This window comes from Streptomyces sp. NPDC055287 (assembly GCF_053646035.1).
Genome location: NZ_JBSHNE010000005.1, coordinates 71,966 through 87,128, shown reverse-complemented (window position 1 = coordinate 87,128; position 15,163 = coordinate 71,966). Strand labels below are relative to the sequence as shown.

Sequence of the window (15,163 nt, the reverse complement as noted above, 5' to 3'; positions counted from 1 at the left end):
GGCGGGCTGGACTGACGTGCGTGCCGGACTGCGTGGGAGGCTCGCACGCTAAGTTACGCTGCCCCGTGGCACCCTGGCAGTGCTTTGGTGTGACGATCGTAGGCCCGTGTTGACGGCTCGAATGCCAGGACGGTGGTAGTGTGCGCGCCTCCCTCATCCAGATCGCAGTAGACCCGGACGAATCAGTCAATTCCCGTCGGCAGCGCGTTGCTTCACTCGTGCGCGAGCAGCGTGAGCGGCGTGGCGCGGATCTCGTGGTCCTCCCCGAACTGTGGCCGACCGGAGCCTTCGCGTACGAATCCTTCGTCGACGAGGCGGAGCCGCTCGAGGGCCCGACGTACGAGGCGATGTCGAAGGCGGCGAGCGACGCGGGCGTGTGGCTGCACGCCGGCTCGATCGTGGAGCGCGACCCGGACGGCCCCCTCTACAACACTTCCCTGATCTTCGCCCCCGACGGCGAGCTGGTCCGTACGTACCGGAAGATCCACCGCTTCGGCTTCGACCAGGGCGAAGCCGTGATGATGGGCGCGGGCGAGGAGCTCGTGACCGTGCCGGCCGCGGGTCTCACCTTCGGTCTGGGCACCTGTTACGACCTGCGCTTCCCCGAACTTTTCCGCGGCCTCGTCGACGCGGGCGCGCAGGCCTTCGTCGTCCCGGCCGGCTGGCCCGCCAGGCGGCGCGAGCACTGGACGCTGCTGGCCCGCGCCCGCGCGGTCGAGAACCAGGCGTACGTCCTGGCCTGCGGCACGGCCGGCACGCACGCGGGGGTGGAGCAGGCGGGCCACAGCATCGTCGTCGACCCCTGGGGCGAGGTGCTGGCGGAGGCGGGCGCGGCGGAGGAGGTCCTGGTGGTGGACCTGGACCCGGCGAAGGTGACGACGACGCGTGAACAGTTCCCGGCCCTTAAGGACCGCCGCCTGCGGTAGGTCCGGGGCGCCCGGACGGCGCCACCCGCCCGCTTGCCGCACGGCCGGAATGCCTGCCCGGTGCATGCGGTTGGATGGAGGTATGGCTACACGTGCACGCGTCCGGGCGCCCGAGCTCATCGGCAGGGGCGGCTGGCTGAATACAGGCGACCGGCAGTATTCCCTCTCCGACCTGCGGGGACGCATTGTCATCCTCGATTTTTGGACCTTCTGCTGCGTTAACTGCCTCCATGTCCTGGATGAGCTGAGGGAGCTCGAGGAGAAGCACCGGGACACGGTGGTGATCATCGGGGTCCACTCGCCGAAGTTCGTGCACGAGGCCGAGCATCAGGCCGTCGTCGACGCCGTCGAGCGGTACGGGGTGCACCACCCCGTTCTCGACGACCCCGAGCTCGCGACCTGGAAGCAGTACGCCGTGCGGGCCTGGCCGACGCTCGTCGTCATCGACCCCGAGGGGTACGTCGTCGCGCAGCACGCCGGTGAGGGCCACGCGCACGCCATCGAGAAGCTCGTCGAGGAGCTGGAGGCCACCCACGCGGCGAAGGGGACGCTGCGGCGCGGGGACGGACCGTACGTCGCGCCCGAGCCCGTCGCGACCGGTCTGCGCTTCCCGGGCAAGGCGCTGCTGCTGCCCGGCACGGGCCACTTCCTGGTCTCGGACACCACCCGGCATCAGCTCGTCGAGCTCGAGGCGGACGGCGAGACCGTCGTGCGGCGCATCGGCGGGGACGGGGACTTCAAGGAGCCGCAGGGGCTCGCGCTGCTGCCGGACGGGCGGGTCGTCGTGGCCGACACCGTCAACCACCAGCTGCGTACGTACGACCCGGCGAGCGGCACGGTCGAGGTCGTAGCCGGTACCGGAAAGCAGTGGTGGCAGGGGTCACCCACCTCCGGGCCCGCCGGTGAGGTCGACCTGTCGTCGCCGTGGGACGTGGCGTGGTGGCAGGGCAGGGTGTGGATCGCCATGGCCGGCGTGCACCAGTTGTGGACGTACGACCCGGAGGCCGGCACGGTCCAGGTCGCGGCCGGCACGACCAACGAGGGGCTCGTGGACGGGCCCGCCGCCGAGGCGTGGTTCGCGCAGCCGTCGGGGCTCGCGGCGGACGGTGACCGGCTGTGGGTGGCGGACTCGGAGACGAGCGCGCTGCGGTACGTCGACAGCGACCTGGTGGTGCACACCGCCGTCGGGGCCGGGCTCTTCGACTTCGGCCACCGGGACGGCGCGGCGGGGCAGGCGCTGCTCCAGCACCCGCTCGGGGTGACCGCGCTGCCCGACGGGTCGGTCGCGATCAGCGACACGTACAACCACGCCCTGCGGCGCTACGACCCCGTGAGCGGTGAAGTGAGCACGGTGGCGACGGACTTGAGGGAGCCGAGCGACGCGGTGCTCGTCGGTGACGACATCGTCGTCGTCGAGTCCGCCCGGCACCGGCTGACCCGGCTGCGGCTGCCCGAGGAGGCGGTACGCGTCGAGTCCGTCGCGCACCGTACGCAGCGGGCGGCGACCGAAGTGGCGCCCGGGAAGCTCCAGTTGGACGTGGTGTTCCAGGCGCCGAGCGGTCAGAAGCTGGACACACGGTACGGGCCTTCGACGCGGCTGCTCGTGTCCTCGACCCCGCCCGGGCTGCTGCGCGGTGGTGAGGGCACCGGGACCGACCTGAGCCGCGAGCTGGAACTGAACCCGGACGTCACCGAGGGCGTGCTGCACGTCTCGGCGATGGCCGCGTCCTGCGACGACGATCCGGCGAACGAGTACCCGGCGTGCCACGTCCACCAGCAGGACTGGGGCGTACCCGTCCGCGTGAGCGCGGACGGGGCGCGCCGGCTGCCGCTGGTGCTGGCGGGCATGGACGACTGAGGGGCCCGGGGGCCCGGGGCGCCGCCGGGCCGGGGCGCCCCCTCCCGGCACCGTGAGGTGCGGGGCGGGGTGAGGGTGTTCGCCGGCCGGCTCAGAGGTTGTGGTGCCGGTCCTCGGACACGACGGTGGTGGTGGGGGGCACGACCGTGCGGCGGCGCCTGGCGACGCTGGCGTAGACCGCGACCCCGATGATCCCGACGAGCATCATGATGACCCCGACGAGGTCGAGATTGACGCTCTCCATCTCCCAGTCGGTGGCGAAGGCGAGTATCGCTCCGCCCGCGATGAGGAGAATGAATCCTCCCAGTCCCATGAGTTCCGCCTCCCTGTTGGCCCGGCTGTTCCGGGCCGGTGTACGTCCTTCGCGTACCCGGCCCTTCAACGGACAAGCCTGCGAGCGGCATTCGGGATTCGGGGCTCAGCCCTCCAGGAACGCCGTCATCGCGTTCGCCAGCAGGTACGGGTCTTCCGCGCCGCACAGCTCACGCGCGCTGTGCATCGACAGGATCGCGACGCCGATGTCCACGGTCCGGATGCCGTGCCGGGCCGAGGTGATCGGGCCGATCGTCGTGCCGCACGGCATCGAGTTGTTCGACACGAAGACCTGCCACGGCACGCCCGCCTTCTCGCACGCCGCCGCGAACACGGCCTGGCCGCTGCCGTCCGTCGCGTACCGCATGTTGACGTTGACCTTGAGGATCGGTCCACCGTTGGCGCGCGGCTGATGCGTCGGGTCGTGGCGCTCGGAGTAATTGGGGTGCACGGCGTGCCCGGTGTCGGACGACAGGCAGATCGTGCCGGCGAAGGCGCGCGCCTTGTCGTCGTAGCTTCCGCCGCGCGCGAAGACCGAGCGTTCCAGCACGTTGCCGAGGAGCGGACCGTCGGCGCCCGTGTCGGACTGCGACCCGTTCTCCTCGTGGTCGAAGGCGGCGAGCACCGGGATGTACGGCAGGGGTCCGTCCGCCGCGCTGACGGCCGCCAGCGCCGCTACGCCCGCGTGTACGGAGATCAGGTTGTCCATGCGCGGTCCGGCCACCAGCTCGCGGTCGCGGCCGAGGTAGGACGGCCGGTCGATGCTGTGCGCCATCAGGTCCCAGCCGGCGACCTCGCCCTCGGCGAGACCCTCTTCCTCCTCCAGGAACCGGATCAGGTCCCCTTCGTGCACGTCGCCCAGGCCCCAGATCGGCTGCATGTGCCGCTGCTTGTCGAGCTTGAGGCCCTCGGTGTTGACCGACCGGTCCAGGTGCACGGCGAGCTGCGGCACGCGCAGCAGCGCCCGGTCGATGTTGACCAGGCGGTACGAGCCGTCGCGCAGCGTCAGCCGGCCCGCGATGCCCAGGTCGCGGTCGAGCCAGGTGTTGAGGAGCGTCCCGCCGTAGATCTCGATGGCGATCTGGCGCCAGCCTCCCGCGCCCATGTCGGGCAGCGGCTTCACGTGGAGGTGCGGGGAGTCGGTGTGCCCGCCGACGATCCGGAACGGGGTGCTTGCCTCCGCTCCCTCCGGCACGTACCAGGCGATGATCGCGCCGCCGCGCAGCACGTACTTGCCGCCGGTCGTCCCGTCCCAGGCGTCGGTCTCCGCGACCTGCCGGAACCCGGCCTTGTCCAGGCGTTCGGCGGCGTTGGCCACCGCGTGGTAAGGCGTCGGGCTGGCCGCCAGAAAGGTCATCAGGTCGTCAGTGTGGCCGCGGTCGAAGCGGAGGGGTGCGCTCATGGGGTTCACCATAACGAGGGTCAACCGCGAGCCAGAGCCGTCCTTCAGAGCCCCGGCGGCCGTTCGAACCGCCGCTGTATGGTCCGGCGCTCACCGCGGCGCACCTGCGGCAGCATCTGCGGGGCGCCGGGCGGCCGCTGCCGCTGACGCCGGCGGCCCACGCAGAACAGGCAGCCCTCGCCGGGCGGCGCCGTCGGGTCGATGGGGGAGCCGGGGTGCTCGGCGCAGCCCGACGCGTTGCGCGGCCGGGAGAGCTCGCGAGCCACGATGAAGGCGCGGTGCAGGCTGTCCGCGATCTCCACGAACTCCTCGCCGGGGGAGGAGACGGTCACGGCGAACGCACGGTCGTTGACCCGCTGGACGTACCCCTTGAGCACGTCCAGGGTGTACGGCGGATCCGGCACGGGGTAGCCCAGGCGGCGCTGCTCGGCCGGGGCGGGGACGCTGCGCTCGCCCCGGCGGCGGCGGTCGTTGCAGAGCAGGCAGCGGCCCCAGCCCGTGGGGGCCTCGGGGTCGATGGCGCCGTTGGGGTGCAGGGCGCAGCCGGTGTAGCTCTTGACGGGCGCGAGGTCGGCGGCCGTCTTGAAGGCGATGTACAGCGTGTCGGCCACCGGTTCGTACTCGAGCGGGTGGGAGCCGTCGTACAGGTCGCCGATCTGGTCGCCCACAGAGCCGAGTTTTCCGCGCAGCTCGACGAGCGCGTACGGCCGGCCGGCCGGGACGGAATAGCCACCCCTGCGGGGTTCCATGGAACTCATGCTCACCAGAGTCGCACGGGACACTGACAACGGGCCGGGGCCAAGCCCGTGGGGGCGAGGTCCCCGGCCCGTCGCCAGAGGGTTTTCCAGAGGTGGAACGTGAGTTAGAACGCCGCCTCGTCCAGCTCCATGAGGGACTGGTCGACGGACTCGGCGAGGGCGCGCTCGACACCGACGCCCGGCAGGACGTTCGTGGCGAAGAACTTCGCCGCCGCGATCTTGCCCGTGTAGAACGGGACGTCCTTCGGGGAGGCGGTCGGCAGCTTCTCGGCGGCCACGGCGGCGCCCCGCAGCAGCAGGTAACCGACGACGACGTCACCGGAGGCCATGAGCAGGCGCGTGGTGTTCAGGCCGACCTTGTAGATGGACTTGACGTCCTTCTCGGTGCCCGCGAGGTCCGTCAGCATGGTGCCGACGATGGCCTCCAGGTCCACGGCCGCCTTGGCGAGGTGGTCGCGGGCGGCGGCGAGCTCCTCGCCGCCGGTGCCGACCGCGAGGAACTTCTTGATGTCCTCGGCCAGCGAGTTCAGGGCGGCGCCCTGGTTGCGGACGATCTTGCGGAAGAAGTAGTCCTGGCCCTGGATCGCGGTCGTGCCCTCGTACAGGGTGTCGATCTTGGCGTCGCGGATGTACTGCTCGATCGGGTACTCCTGGAGGTACCCGGAGCCGCCGAACGTCTGGAGCGACTGCGCGAGCTGCTCGTACGACTTCTCGGAGCCGTAGCCCTTCACGATCGGCAGCAGCAGGTCGTTCAGCGCGACGAGGGCCTTGGTGTCCTCGCCCGCGGCCTCCTTGGCGGCGATCTCGTCCTGGACGGACGCGGTGTGCAGCACCAGGGCGCGCATGCCCTCGGCGTACGCCTTCTGCGTCATGAGCGCGCGGCGGACGTCGGGGTGGTGGGTGATGGTGACCTTGGGCGCGGTCTTGTCCATGAAGTTCGCGAGGTCCGGACCCTGGACGCGCTCCTTGGCGTACTCCAGGGCGTTCAGGTAGCCGGTCGACAGGGTCGCGATGGCCTTCGTGCCGACCATCATCCGGGCGAACTCGATGATCATGAACATCTGGCGGATGCCGTCGTGCTTGTCACCGATCAGCCAGCCCTTGGCGGGGTGCTGGTCGCCGAACGTCATCTCGCAGGTGTTGGACGCCTTGAGGCCCATCTTGTGCTCGACGTTCGTGGCGTAGACGCCGTTGCGCTCGCCCAGCTCGCCGGTCTCCCAGTCGAAGTGGAACTTCGGGACGAGGAAGAGCGACAGGCCCTTGGTGCCGGGACCGGCACCCTCGGGGCGCGCCAGCACGTAGTGAAGGATGTTCTCCGACATGTCGTGCTCGCCGGACGTGATGAAGCGCTTCACGCCCTCGATGTGCCAGGAGCCGTCCTCCTGCTGCACGGCCTTCGTGCGGCCCGCGCCGACGTCCGAACCGGCGTCCGGCTCGGTCAGGACCATCGTCGAGCCCCACTGCTTGTCGACGGCGATCTGCGCGATCTTCTTCTGGACGTCGTTGCCCTCCTCGAAGAGCACGCCGGCGAACGCCGGGCCCGAGGAGTACATCCAGACCGCGGGGTTGGCGCCGAGCAGCAGCTCCGCGTACGCCCAGATCAGCGAGCGGGGAGAGGTGGTGCCGCCGATCTCCTCGGGGAGGCCGAGGCGCCAGTACTCGCTGTCCATGAAGGCCTGGTAGCTCTTCTTGAAGGACGCCGGTACGGGCGCGGTGTTGGTGGCCGGGTCGAAGACCGGCGGGTTGCGGTCGGCGTCCTCGAAGGAGGCGGCGAGGTCGTTCTCCGCGAGGCGGGCGATCTCGTCGAGGATGCTCTTGGCGGTTTCGACGTCCATCTCCGCGAACGGGCCGGTGCCGTACAGCTTGTCGCGGCCGAGCACCTCGAAGAGGTTGAACTCGATGTCGCGGAGGTTCGACTTGTAGTGACCCATGGCAACGGCTCCGTTAAGGATCGGGAGGCAGGTTCCTCGTACATCTACTACTGGTAAGTAGCTACGATGATGCTACCCGTCGGTAATAAGGCGCAACCCCTTCCGCGGATGTGTGACTGAGTACGCTTGCGCGCATGTACGGCTACGACCAGAACCAGGGTGGACAGCAGCAGCAGTACGCGCCGCCGCAGCCTCCGCCCCAGGGCGGCTACGGGGAGCAGCCGCTCTACCCGGAGCCGTCGCCGCCCTCGCTCGCCGACGCGGTGCGCGCCTTCACCACGGGATCGCTGTCCGCGGAGGACTTCCAGCAGATCTTCGCCACCTCGAAGGTCTACTGCCCGCGCGGCGACAACCCGGGATTCCTCGCGCTGCACAACACCCAGCAGCCGGTGATCCCGATGTTCACCTCGCTCAAGGAGCTGCGGAAGTACGCGGGCAAGGAGTCCAAGTACTTCGTGATCACCGGGGCGGAGGTGATCGACCTGCTGCCGACCGGGTACGGCTTCGTCCTCGACATGGAGGGGGAGCACCGGATGGTCTTCGACGCGAAGGCGGTGGAGCAGATGGTCGACTTCGCGATGCGCCGGATGTACGGCTAGCCGTCCTCGGCTCGACGACACACACGCGCCCGGGGGGAATTCCTCCCGGGCGTCTCTCGTTGGGGGTGGCAGGAAGTTCTACGTTCAACTAAAGTGGACGTACAAGGAGGCTCGCCATGCCCGCAGTAACCGTTGAGAACCCGTTGACCCTGCCGAAGGTCGCCGCACCGGTGGACGCCGTAGCGCGCCCCGTGCTGGCCGTCACGACCGCTCCGGGCGGTTTCGAGGGTGAGGGCTTCCCGGTACGCCGTGCCTTCGCCGGCATCAACTACCAGTACCTCGACCCGTTCATCATGATGGACCAGATGGGCGAGGTGGAGTACGCCCCCGGGGAGCCGAAGGGCACCCCCTGGCACCCCCACCGCGGCTTCGAGACAGTCACGTACCTGATCGACGGCACCTTCGTCCACCAGGACAGCAACGGTGGCGGCGGCAGCATCCAGAACGGCGACACCCAGTGGATGACCGCCGGGTCGGGCATCCTCCACATCGAGGCGCCGCCGGAGTCGCTGGTCGTGTCCGGCGGTCTGTTCCACGGCCTGCAGCTGTGGGTCAACCTGCCCGCCTCCGACAAGATGATGGCCCCCCGCTACCAGGACATCCGCGGCGGCCAGGTGCAGCTCCTGACGTCGCCCGACGGCGGTGCGCTGCTGCGCGTCATCGCGGGCGAGCTGGACGGCCACGAGGGCCCCGGCATCACGCACACCCCGATCACGATGATCCACGCGACGCTGCGGCCGGGTGCGGAGATCACCCTGCCCTGGCGTGCGGACTTCAACGGCCTGGCGTACGTCCTGGCCGGGCGCGGCGCCGTCGGTACGGACCGCCGGCCCGTCCACAAGGGCCAGACCGCGGTCTTCGGCGACGGCGGTTCGCTGACCGTGCGCGCGGACGAGCACCAGGACTCCAACACCCCGGACCTGGAAGTCGTCATCCTGGGCGGGCAGCCGATCCGGGAGCCGATGGCTCACTACGGTCCGTTCGTGATGAACACGCAGGAAGAACTGAAGCGCGCCTTCGAGGACTTCCAGCGGGGCCGCCTGGGCACCATCCCGGCCGTGCACGGCATGGGTGAGTAGCACAAGCGAGCAGAACGCGCGCGAAAGACGCCCACGGACCGCCCGGTTGACGATCAGTCACCCGGGCGGTCCCGTTCGGCGGGCCGCCCCGCGCACGCCGTGATCGGCTGGTGCGGTGCAGACGACTCAGCCGCTCCTTCCCGAGTCCGCACGCCGGGTCGCCGCCTGGTGTGTCGTCGCCCTGCTCGTCACCGGGGTCGCCGCGGTCGGCGTCTGGCTGTGCGTCACCTTCAAGCCCGCCGTCACCCCCGTCCTGCTCGCCATCCTCGGCACCGCGCTGCTCGGGCCCCTGCACCGGCGGCTCGTCGGGATGCGGCTGAACCGTTCGCTCGCCGCCGGGCTGACCTGCGTCGCGGTGGTGGCCGTCGTCGGCGGCGCCACGTACATCGTCGTCAGCGCGCTCGTCGAGACCGGCGACCAGATCCTCGAATCGCTCCGGCAGGCCGCCAAGGACCTGGCCGAGCACCTCGGGGCGGCGGGCACCTCCCTGGACGACGTGGCCAAGAACGCCAAGGACCTGCTCGGAAAGTTCGGCGGTACGGCGGCCTCCGGACTGATCACCGGGCTCAGCGTCGTCGGCGAGATGACCGCGGTCGCCGTCCTCGCGCTGCTGCTGATGTTCTTCTTCCTCCGGGACTCCGACAAGGCCGCCGGCACCCTCAGGTCGCTCGCGCCGGGTGCGACGGGCGACACCGCCGAGGCGGTGGGCCGCCGCGCCTTCGAGGCCGTCGAAGGCTTCATGCGCGGCACGACGGTCATCGCGTTGATCGACGCCATCCTGATCACCGTCGGGCTGCTGATCCTGCGCGTGCCGGGCGCGGTCGGTCTCGGCGCGCTCGTCTTCGTCGGCGCCTACATCCCGTATCTCGGCGCCTTCATCTCCGGCGCGGTCGCGGTCCTCGTCGCGCTCGCCGACCGGGGGGTCGTTGTCGCGCTGTGGGTGTTCGGGATCGTACTGGCCGTGCAGATGCTGGAGGGGCACGTCCTCATGCCCACGATCCAGAGCCGGACCGTCCAGATGCATCCGGCCGTGGTGATGCTGGCGATCACCGCCGGGGCGTCCGTCGCGGGCGTCCTCGGGATGCTGCTCGCCGTGCCGCTGACGGCGGCCGTCTTCGGGGTGGCCGGGGAGATGCGCCGCGGCGAGTACGAGCGCCCCTCGCCCGGCGACGGCAGCGACCCCGGCACCTGAGCCGCGGGCCTCACATGGCCTGGGGCGGGACGGAGCCGTCGGGCCCCGGCTCGAAGCCCGCCAGCATCTGCTCGAGCGCCTGCTGGTCGGGGCCGACGAAGGGGTCGGAGCCGGGGGCCTCGGCGAGCGTGTCGAGCATCCGGGGGGCGAGGCCGACGGCCGGCGGCAGGTGGGTGCACAGCACGTTCTCGGCGTCCATGGCGCGCAGCGGCTGGACGGTGGCGAGGTACTTGCCGGTGTCGACTGTGTGGACCCACGGGCTGTCCACGGTGGCCCACAGCAGCTGCGCCGCGCGCAGGTCCTCGGGGTCGAGGTCGGCGGCCGTACCGTCCACGGCGGCCTCCGCGCTCGGCATCGGCCCGCCGAAGCAGTCGGAGCTGAAGCACGTTCGCGTCCGGTCGTCGTAGAAGCCGACGGTGGCGGGGTTGTCGAACAGCGGCGGCCGGAAGGCCCGGAGCGTACGCCCGCCGCCCACGTCCAGCGACTGGCCCGGGTTCACCAGGCGTACGCGGTCCATGGGCAGGGGGCGCTCGGTCGACATGATCCCGGCACCGAGGAACGTGGTCACGACGCGGGCCTCGGGCGCGGCGACCAGGAGGTCGAACAGGCCGCCCGTGTGGTCGCGGTCGGGGTGGGTGAGCCAGATCCAGCGCACGTCGGCGGGGTCCATGACGGAGCCGAGGGTGCTGAGGAAGTTCCGGTCGGGGAGGCTGAGGCCCGTATCGACGACGACCGGCTCGTCGGCGAGCAGAACGAAGGCGTTGACCGGGAGGAAGCCGATGCCCGGCACCTCGAGGCAGTCCGCCAGGACGGTGGTGTCGCTTCCGATCTTCTGCATGCTCATGGCGGGTCTCCGTGGTCCCCCCGGTGGCGGAGCAGAGCGTCTCTTCGACCATTTTGCCCCTGCGGGGTGGGTACGGCGCTCCGGGGCCGCGCGGTCGGGGGCGGCGGGGTCGGTGCCGCGCCGGGCGTCTGTCGGGCGCCGGAGCTACAGACCCCCCGACCCGCCGTCCTCGTGGAGCTCGAACCAGATCGACTTGCCCTCGCCCCTGGGGTCCACGCCCCAGGCGTCCGCGAGCATCTCCATCAGGATCAGGCCGCGCCCGCTGGACGCCATCTCCCCCGGGCGCCGCTTGTGCGGCAGTTCGTCGCTGGAGTCCGCCACCTCGACCCTCAGCCGCCGTACGCCCGGGTCGCCCGTCGCCTCCGCGATCAGCAGCGCGTCGCCGTCGGTGTGCACCAGTACGTTGGTGACCATCTCGGACACCATGAGCACGGCCGCGTCGAGCTGCTCCGCGTCCGACCAGTCGTGCAGCAGGTCCCGCAGCTGCTGCCGGGCGGCGGCGACACGCTCCGGCTCGGCCTGGGCCACCGTCAGGGCCGTACGCCGCACCGGGACCGCCGCCACCGCCGAGCCGGGCCCGCAGCCGCAGCCGACGCCCTCGCGGCACAGCAGCAGTACCGCGATGTCGTCCTCGCGGCGGTCCACGAGCGGGCCGGTCGTGTAGTGCGACGAGGGGCCGTGGACGCCCGACACGAGGGCGTCGGCGAGCTTCTCCAGGCTGTCGCCGGTGTGCTCCTCCATGATCGTGCGGAGCCTGGCCCAGCCGGTGTCCAGGTCGTGGCCGCCGGTCTCGATGAGACCGTCCGTACAGATCATGAGCGTCTCGCCCGGTTCGAGGACGAGCCGCGTCGTCGGATAGTCCGTGTCCGCGACGATGCCCAGCGGCAGCCCGCCGGCCGTCGGCCGCACCAGCACCGTCCCGTCGCCGAGGCGCACCGCCGGTTCGGGGTGGCCCGCGCGGGCGATGTCGAGGAGGCCGGTGGCAGGGTCGGCCTCGATGTAGAGGCAGGTGGCGAAGCGCGGGCTGGAGTGGTCGTCGGGGCCGTAGGTGGCCGTGATGCCGTGCAGGAAGCGGGACGCGCGGGAGAGGACCGCGTCCGGCCGGTGCCCCTCGGAGGCGTACGCGCGCAGGGCGATCCGCAGCTGGCCCATCAGCCCGGCCGCCCGTACGTCGTGCCCCTGTACGTCGCCGATGACCAGGGCTATTCGTCCGCTGGGCAGCGGGATCATGTCGTACCAGTCGCCGCCCACCTGGAGTCCGCCGCCGGTCGGCACGTACCGCGCCGCCACCGTCATGCCGGGGATCTCCGGGCCCAGCGTCGGCATCATCGACCGCTGGAGGCCCAGCGACAGCTCGCGCTCGTTCTCGGCCACCGAGGCCCGCTCCAGCGCCTGCGCGAGCATCCTGGCGACCGTGGTCAGCACCGAGCGCTCGTCGGGGGTGAACGCCACGGGGTGCGCGAAGCCGGCCATCCAGGCGCCCATGGTGCGGCCGGCCACTGTCAGCGGCACGAAGGCCCAGGAGCGGCGCTCGGAGTTGCGGGCGAGGGGCCGGCCCGCGGGGTAGCGGCGGCTGTACTCCTCGGGGGACGAAAGGTAGATGGCGCGTCCCGTCCGTGCGACCTCGGAGGCCGGATGGTCGGTGTTCAGCAGCATGTCCGCGAAGGGGAGGTCGTCGCCGGGGCCGTAACCGTGGTGTCCCAGGACCGAGATGCGCCCGCCCGACGATCCGAAGACGGCGAGGCTGTCCGGCGAGAACCCCGGCATGGACAGCGAGGCCGCGACGCGCAGCACCTCGGCCGTGGACCGCGCCTCCGCGAGCGCCCGCCCCGCGTCCAGCAGGAACGCCTCGCGGGAGCGGCGCCAGTCACCGGTGACGGGGGTGTGGGCAGCAGCGCCCGGACGCGGCTCGGCGACCTCCTGGAGGGTGCCGAAGAGCTGGTAGTCGTTGCCTTCGACCACGGGCTTGGAGCGGCTGCGTACGGTCCTGAGCAGCCGCCCGTCCACATCCATGATCCGGAGCCGGGCCTCGGCCAGCGTGCCTTCGGCGACCGCGAGGTTCACGACGCCGTTGATCTCGTTCCAGTCGACGGGGTGAAAACGCGAGCGTACGGCGGCCTCGGGAAGCACCACGGGCTCGGCGGGCAGCCCGAGCAGCCGGGCGGCCTCCGCGTCGAGCGTGACGACACCGGACGCGTTGTCCCAGCGCCACAGGCCGGTCGCGATGGCGGCCAGGATGTCCTCAGTACGCATTGCTTCATCTTTACAGGTCGCGGCCGGACCGGCCGTCCGAGCCCCGTCGGGCCGGGGCGCGCACGGCAAATAAAACGGGATGCGCCGGGCGGTAACCTTGGGTGCTCCGACACACCCCGAATCCCGAAGGCTGGATGAACGACGATGCATCGGTACAGGTCCCACACCTGCGGCGAGCTCCGCGCCTCTGACGTCGACACCGACGTCCGGCTGAGCGGCTGGCTGCACAATCGTCGAGACCTGGGCGGCATCCTCTTCATCGATCTGCGCGATCACTACGGCATCACGCAGCTCGTCGCCCGCCCCGGCACCCCCGCGTACGAGGCCCTCGACAAGGTGAGCAAGGAGTCGGTCGTCCGGGTCGACGGCCGGGTCGTCTCGCGCGGCGCCGACAACATCAACCCGGAGCTGCCGACCGGCGAGATCGAGGTCGAGGTCGCGGCGGTCGAACTGCTGGGCGCGTCGCAGCAGTTGCCGTTCCAGATCAACACCGACGACGGGGTCGGCGAGGAGCGCAGGCTGGAGTACCGCTTCCTCGACCTGCGTCGCGAGCGCATGCACCGCAACATCATGCTGCGTACGGCCGTCATCTCGGCCATCCGTCACAAGATGACGGCGCTCGGCTTCAACGAGATGGCCACGCCGATCCTGACGGCGACCTCCCCCGAGGGCGCCCGGGACTTCGTCGTCCCGTCCCGCCTGAACCAGGGCAAGTTCTACGCCCTGCCGCAGGCGCCGCAGCAGTTCAAGCAGCTGCTGATGATCTCGGGCTTCGACCGCTACTTCCAGATCGCGCCCTGTTTCCGCGACGAGGACGCCCGCGCGGACCGTTCGCCGGGCGAGTTCTACCAGCTCGACGTGGAGATGTCCTTCGTCGAGCAGGAGGACGTCTTCCAGCCGATCGAGAAGCTGATGACCGAGCTCTTCGAGGAGTTCGGCAACGGCCGCCACGTCACGTCGCCCTTCCCGCGCATCCCGTTCCGCGAGTCGATGCTGAAGTACGGCAACGACAAGCCGGACCTGCGTGCCCAGCTGGAGCTCGTCGACATCTCCGACGTCTTCGCCGGCTCGGAGTTCAAGGCCTTCGCGGGCAAGCACGTCCGCGCGCTGCCGGTGCCGGACACGGCGGGCCAGTCGCGCAAGTTCTTCGACGGCCTGGGCGACTACGCCGTCGAGCACGGTGCCAAGGGCCTGGCCTGGGTCCGTGTCGGCGAGGACGGCTCGCTGAGCGGCCCGATCGCCAAGTTCCTCACCGAGGAGAACGTCAAGGTCCTCACCGAGCGCCTGTCGCTGGCCCCCGGCCACGCGATCTTCTTCGGCGCGGGCGAGTTCGACGAGGTCTCCAAGATCATGTCGGCCGTCCGGGTCGAGGCAGCCAAGCGCGCCGGTCACTTCGAGGAGGGCGTGTTCCGGTTCTGCTGGATCGTCGACTTCCCGATGTACGAGAAGGACGAGGAGACCGGCAAGATCGACTTCTCGCACAACCCCTTCTCGATGCCGCAGGGCGGCCTGGAGGCCCTGGAGACGCAGGACCCGCTGGACATCCTCGGCTGGCAGTACGACATCGTCTGCAACGGCGTCGAGCTGTCCTCCGGCGCGATCCGCAACCACGAGCCCGAGCTGATGTTCAAGGCGTTCGAGATCGCGGGCTACTCCAAGGAGACCGTCGAGCGCGAGTTCGCCGGCATGCTGCGCGCGTTCCAGTTCGGCGCCCCGCCGCACGGCGGCATCGCCCCCGGCATCGACCGCATCGTGATGCTGCTGGCCGACGAGCCGAACATCCGCGAGACGATCGCCTTCCCGCTCAACGGCAACGCGCAGGACCTGATGATGGGTGCGCCGACCACGCTGGACGAGGCGCGGCTGCGGGAGCTCAACATCCAGCTGCGGAAGCCTGTCGCCGAGAAGCAGGGCGACCGGCCGGCGGCCGGCTGACGGCTGACCCGGAAGAGGGGGCCCGGAACCTGATGGTTCCGGGCCCCTCTTTCGTGCCGGGGGCGACGTGTCGA

General features: G+C 70.7%; 12 protein-coding genes. 6 read left to right on the top strand and 6 right to left on the bottom strand.

The features are described from left to right. Nucleotides 1-140 precede the first annotated feature (140 nt). Nucleotides 141-926: a carbon-nitrogen family hydrolase gene (locus ACWIHY_RS10370; RefSeq protein ID WP_454375221.1), complete on the top strand. Its 786-nt coding sequence runs from the start codon at nt 141-143 to the stop codon at nt 924-926. Nucleotides 927-1,008: 82 nt separating this feature from the next. Beyond that, nucleotides 1,009-2,784 carry an NHL domain-containing thioredoxin family protein gene (locus ACWIHY_RS10365; protein WP_454375220.1) on the top strand — a complete coding sequence of 592 codons (1,776 nt, stop codon included), beginning with the start codon at nt 1,009-1,011 and terminating at the stop codon, nt 2,782-2,784. 91 nt (nt 2,785-2,875) lie between these two features. Here the strand turns inward: ACWIHY_RS10365 and ACWIHY_RS10360 are convergent, their stop codons facing one another. From ACWIHY_RS10360 to ACWIHY_RS10345, 4 genes are all read right to left on the bottom strand, one after another. Further along, complete coding sequence (locus ACWIHY_RS10360) at nt 2,876-3,097, bottom strand: DUF6458 family protein (protein WP_454375219.1); 222 nt, start codon at nt 3,095-3,097, stop codon at nt 2,876-2,878. Nucleotides 3,098-3,202: 105 nt separating this feature from the next. Further along, nucleotides 3,203-4,498 (bottom strand): M18 family aminopeptidase, encoded by a 1,296-nt coding sequence (locus tag ACWIHY_RS10355; protein ID WP_454375218.1) that lies wholly within the window; start codon nt 4,496-4,498, stop codon nt 3,203-3,205. Between the two features lie 44 nt (nt 4,499-4,542). Then, on the bottom strand, nt 4,543-5,247 hold the full coding sequence (locus ACWIHY_RS10350) for a hypothetical protein (protein ID WP_454375217.1): 705 nt from the start codon (nt 5,245-5,247) through the stop codon (nt 4,543-4,545). A gap of 113 nt (nt 5,248-5,360) precedes the next feature. Next, nucleotides 5,361-7,187, bottom strand: coding sequence for an acyl-CoA dehydrogenase (locus tag ACWIHY_RS10345; protein WP_454375216.1), 1,827 nt, complete (start codon nt 7,185-7,187; stop codon nt 5,361-5,363). Between the two features lie 134 nt (nt 7,188-7,321). Between ACWIHY_RS10345 and ACWIHY_RS10340 the strand changes: the two genes are divergently transcribed. The 3 genes from ACWIHY_RS10340 (at nt 7,322) to ACWIHY_RS10330 (ending at nt 10,057) form a co-directional block, all read left to right on the top strand. Next, the gene (locus ACWIHY_RS10340; protein ID WP_028810610.1) at nt 7,322-7,786 is read left to right on the top strand and encodes an SseB family protein; all 465 of its coding nucleotides are present in this window, start codon (nt 7,322-7,324) and stop codon (nt 7,784-7,786) included. Between the two features lie 116 nt (nt 7,787-7,902). Beyond that, on the top strand, nt 7,903-8,865 hold the full coding sequence (locus ACWIHY_RS10335; RefSeq protein WP_454375215.1) for a pirin family protein: 963 nt from the start codon (nt 7,903-7,905) through the stop codon (nt 8,863-8,865). Nucleotides 8,866-8,980: 115 nt separating this feature from the next. Continuing rightward, nucleotides 8,981-10,057 carry an AI-2E family transporter gene (locus tag ACWIHY_RS10330; protein WP_454375214.1) on the top strand — a complete coding sequence of 359 codons (1,077 nt, stop codon included), beginning with the start codon at nt 8,981-8,983 and terminating at the stop codon, nt 10,055-10,057. Between the two features lie 10 nt (nt 10,058-10,067). Here the strand turns inward: ACWIHY_RS10330 and ACWIHY_RS10325 are convergent, their stop codons facing one another. After that, nucleotides 10,068-10,901, bottom strand: coding sequence for an MBL fold metallo-hydrolase (locus tag ACWIHY_RS10325; protein ID WP_454375213.1), 834 nt, complete (start codon nt 10,899-10,901; stop codon nt 10,068-10,070). Nucleotides 10,902-11,045: 144 nt separating this feature from the next. Further along, a complete protein-coding gene (locus tag ACWIHY_RS10320) occupies nt 11,046-13,154 on the bottom strand; it encodes an ATP-binding SpoIIE family protein phosphatase (RefSeq protein WP_454375212.1) in 2,109 nt (702 codons plus the stop codon). 144 nt (nt 13,155-13,298) lie between these two features. Between ACWIHY_RS10320 and aspS the strand changes: the two genes are divergently transcribed. Next, complete coding sequence (aspS, locus tag ACWIHY_RS10315) at nt 13,299-15,089, top strand: aspartate--tRNA ligase (protein ID WP_454375211.1); 1,791 nt, start codon at nt 13,299-13,301, stop codon at nt 15,087-15,089. Nucleotides 15,090-15,163: the final 74 nt, after the last annotated feature.